The 240-nt window shown below is 82.5% G+C and carries 1 pseudogene; it reads right to left on the bottom strand.

Features of this window, described 5'->3' with window-relative positions:
• A pseudogene (locus ACQG3P_RS22835) lies at window positions 1–240 on the bottom strand (hypothetical protein); the annotation flags it as partial.

The following is a 240-nucleotide window of genomic DNA, read 5'->3' as shown; positions in this document are numbered from 1 at the left end:
GCCCTCCCCGCCGAGCCGCCGGCGGCCAGGCCGCCGCCGGCCCGCGAGGCCCCCACCCCGCGGCCCGGGGCCACGCGCTCGCCGCCGTCCCCCTGCCGGACCTTCTCGACCAGCGCCGCGCCGGCCTCGCGCACGCGCCCGGCAATTGCGACCACCGTGGCCACGTCGATGCCCACCCCGGCCTGGTCGCGCCGGCGGCGCTGTTGCCAGTACCCCCGCCCCCGCCCCCAGTGTCCAGTG

It is taken from the genome of Stenotrophomonas sp. SrG, from assembly GCF_050031795.1.
In the GTDB taxonomy this organism is placed as follows: domain Bacteria; phylum Pseudomonadota; class Gammaproteobacteria; order Xanthomonadales; family Xanthomonadaceae; genus Stenotrophomonas; species Stenotrophomonas rhizophila_A.
This window is presented reverse-complemented; position numbering and strand designations above follow the sequence as displayed.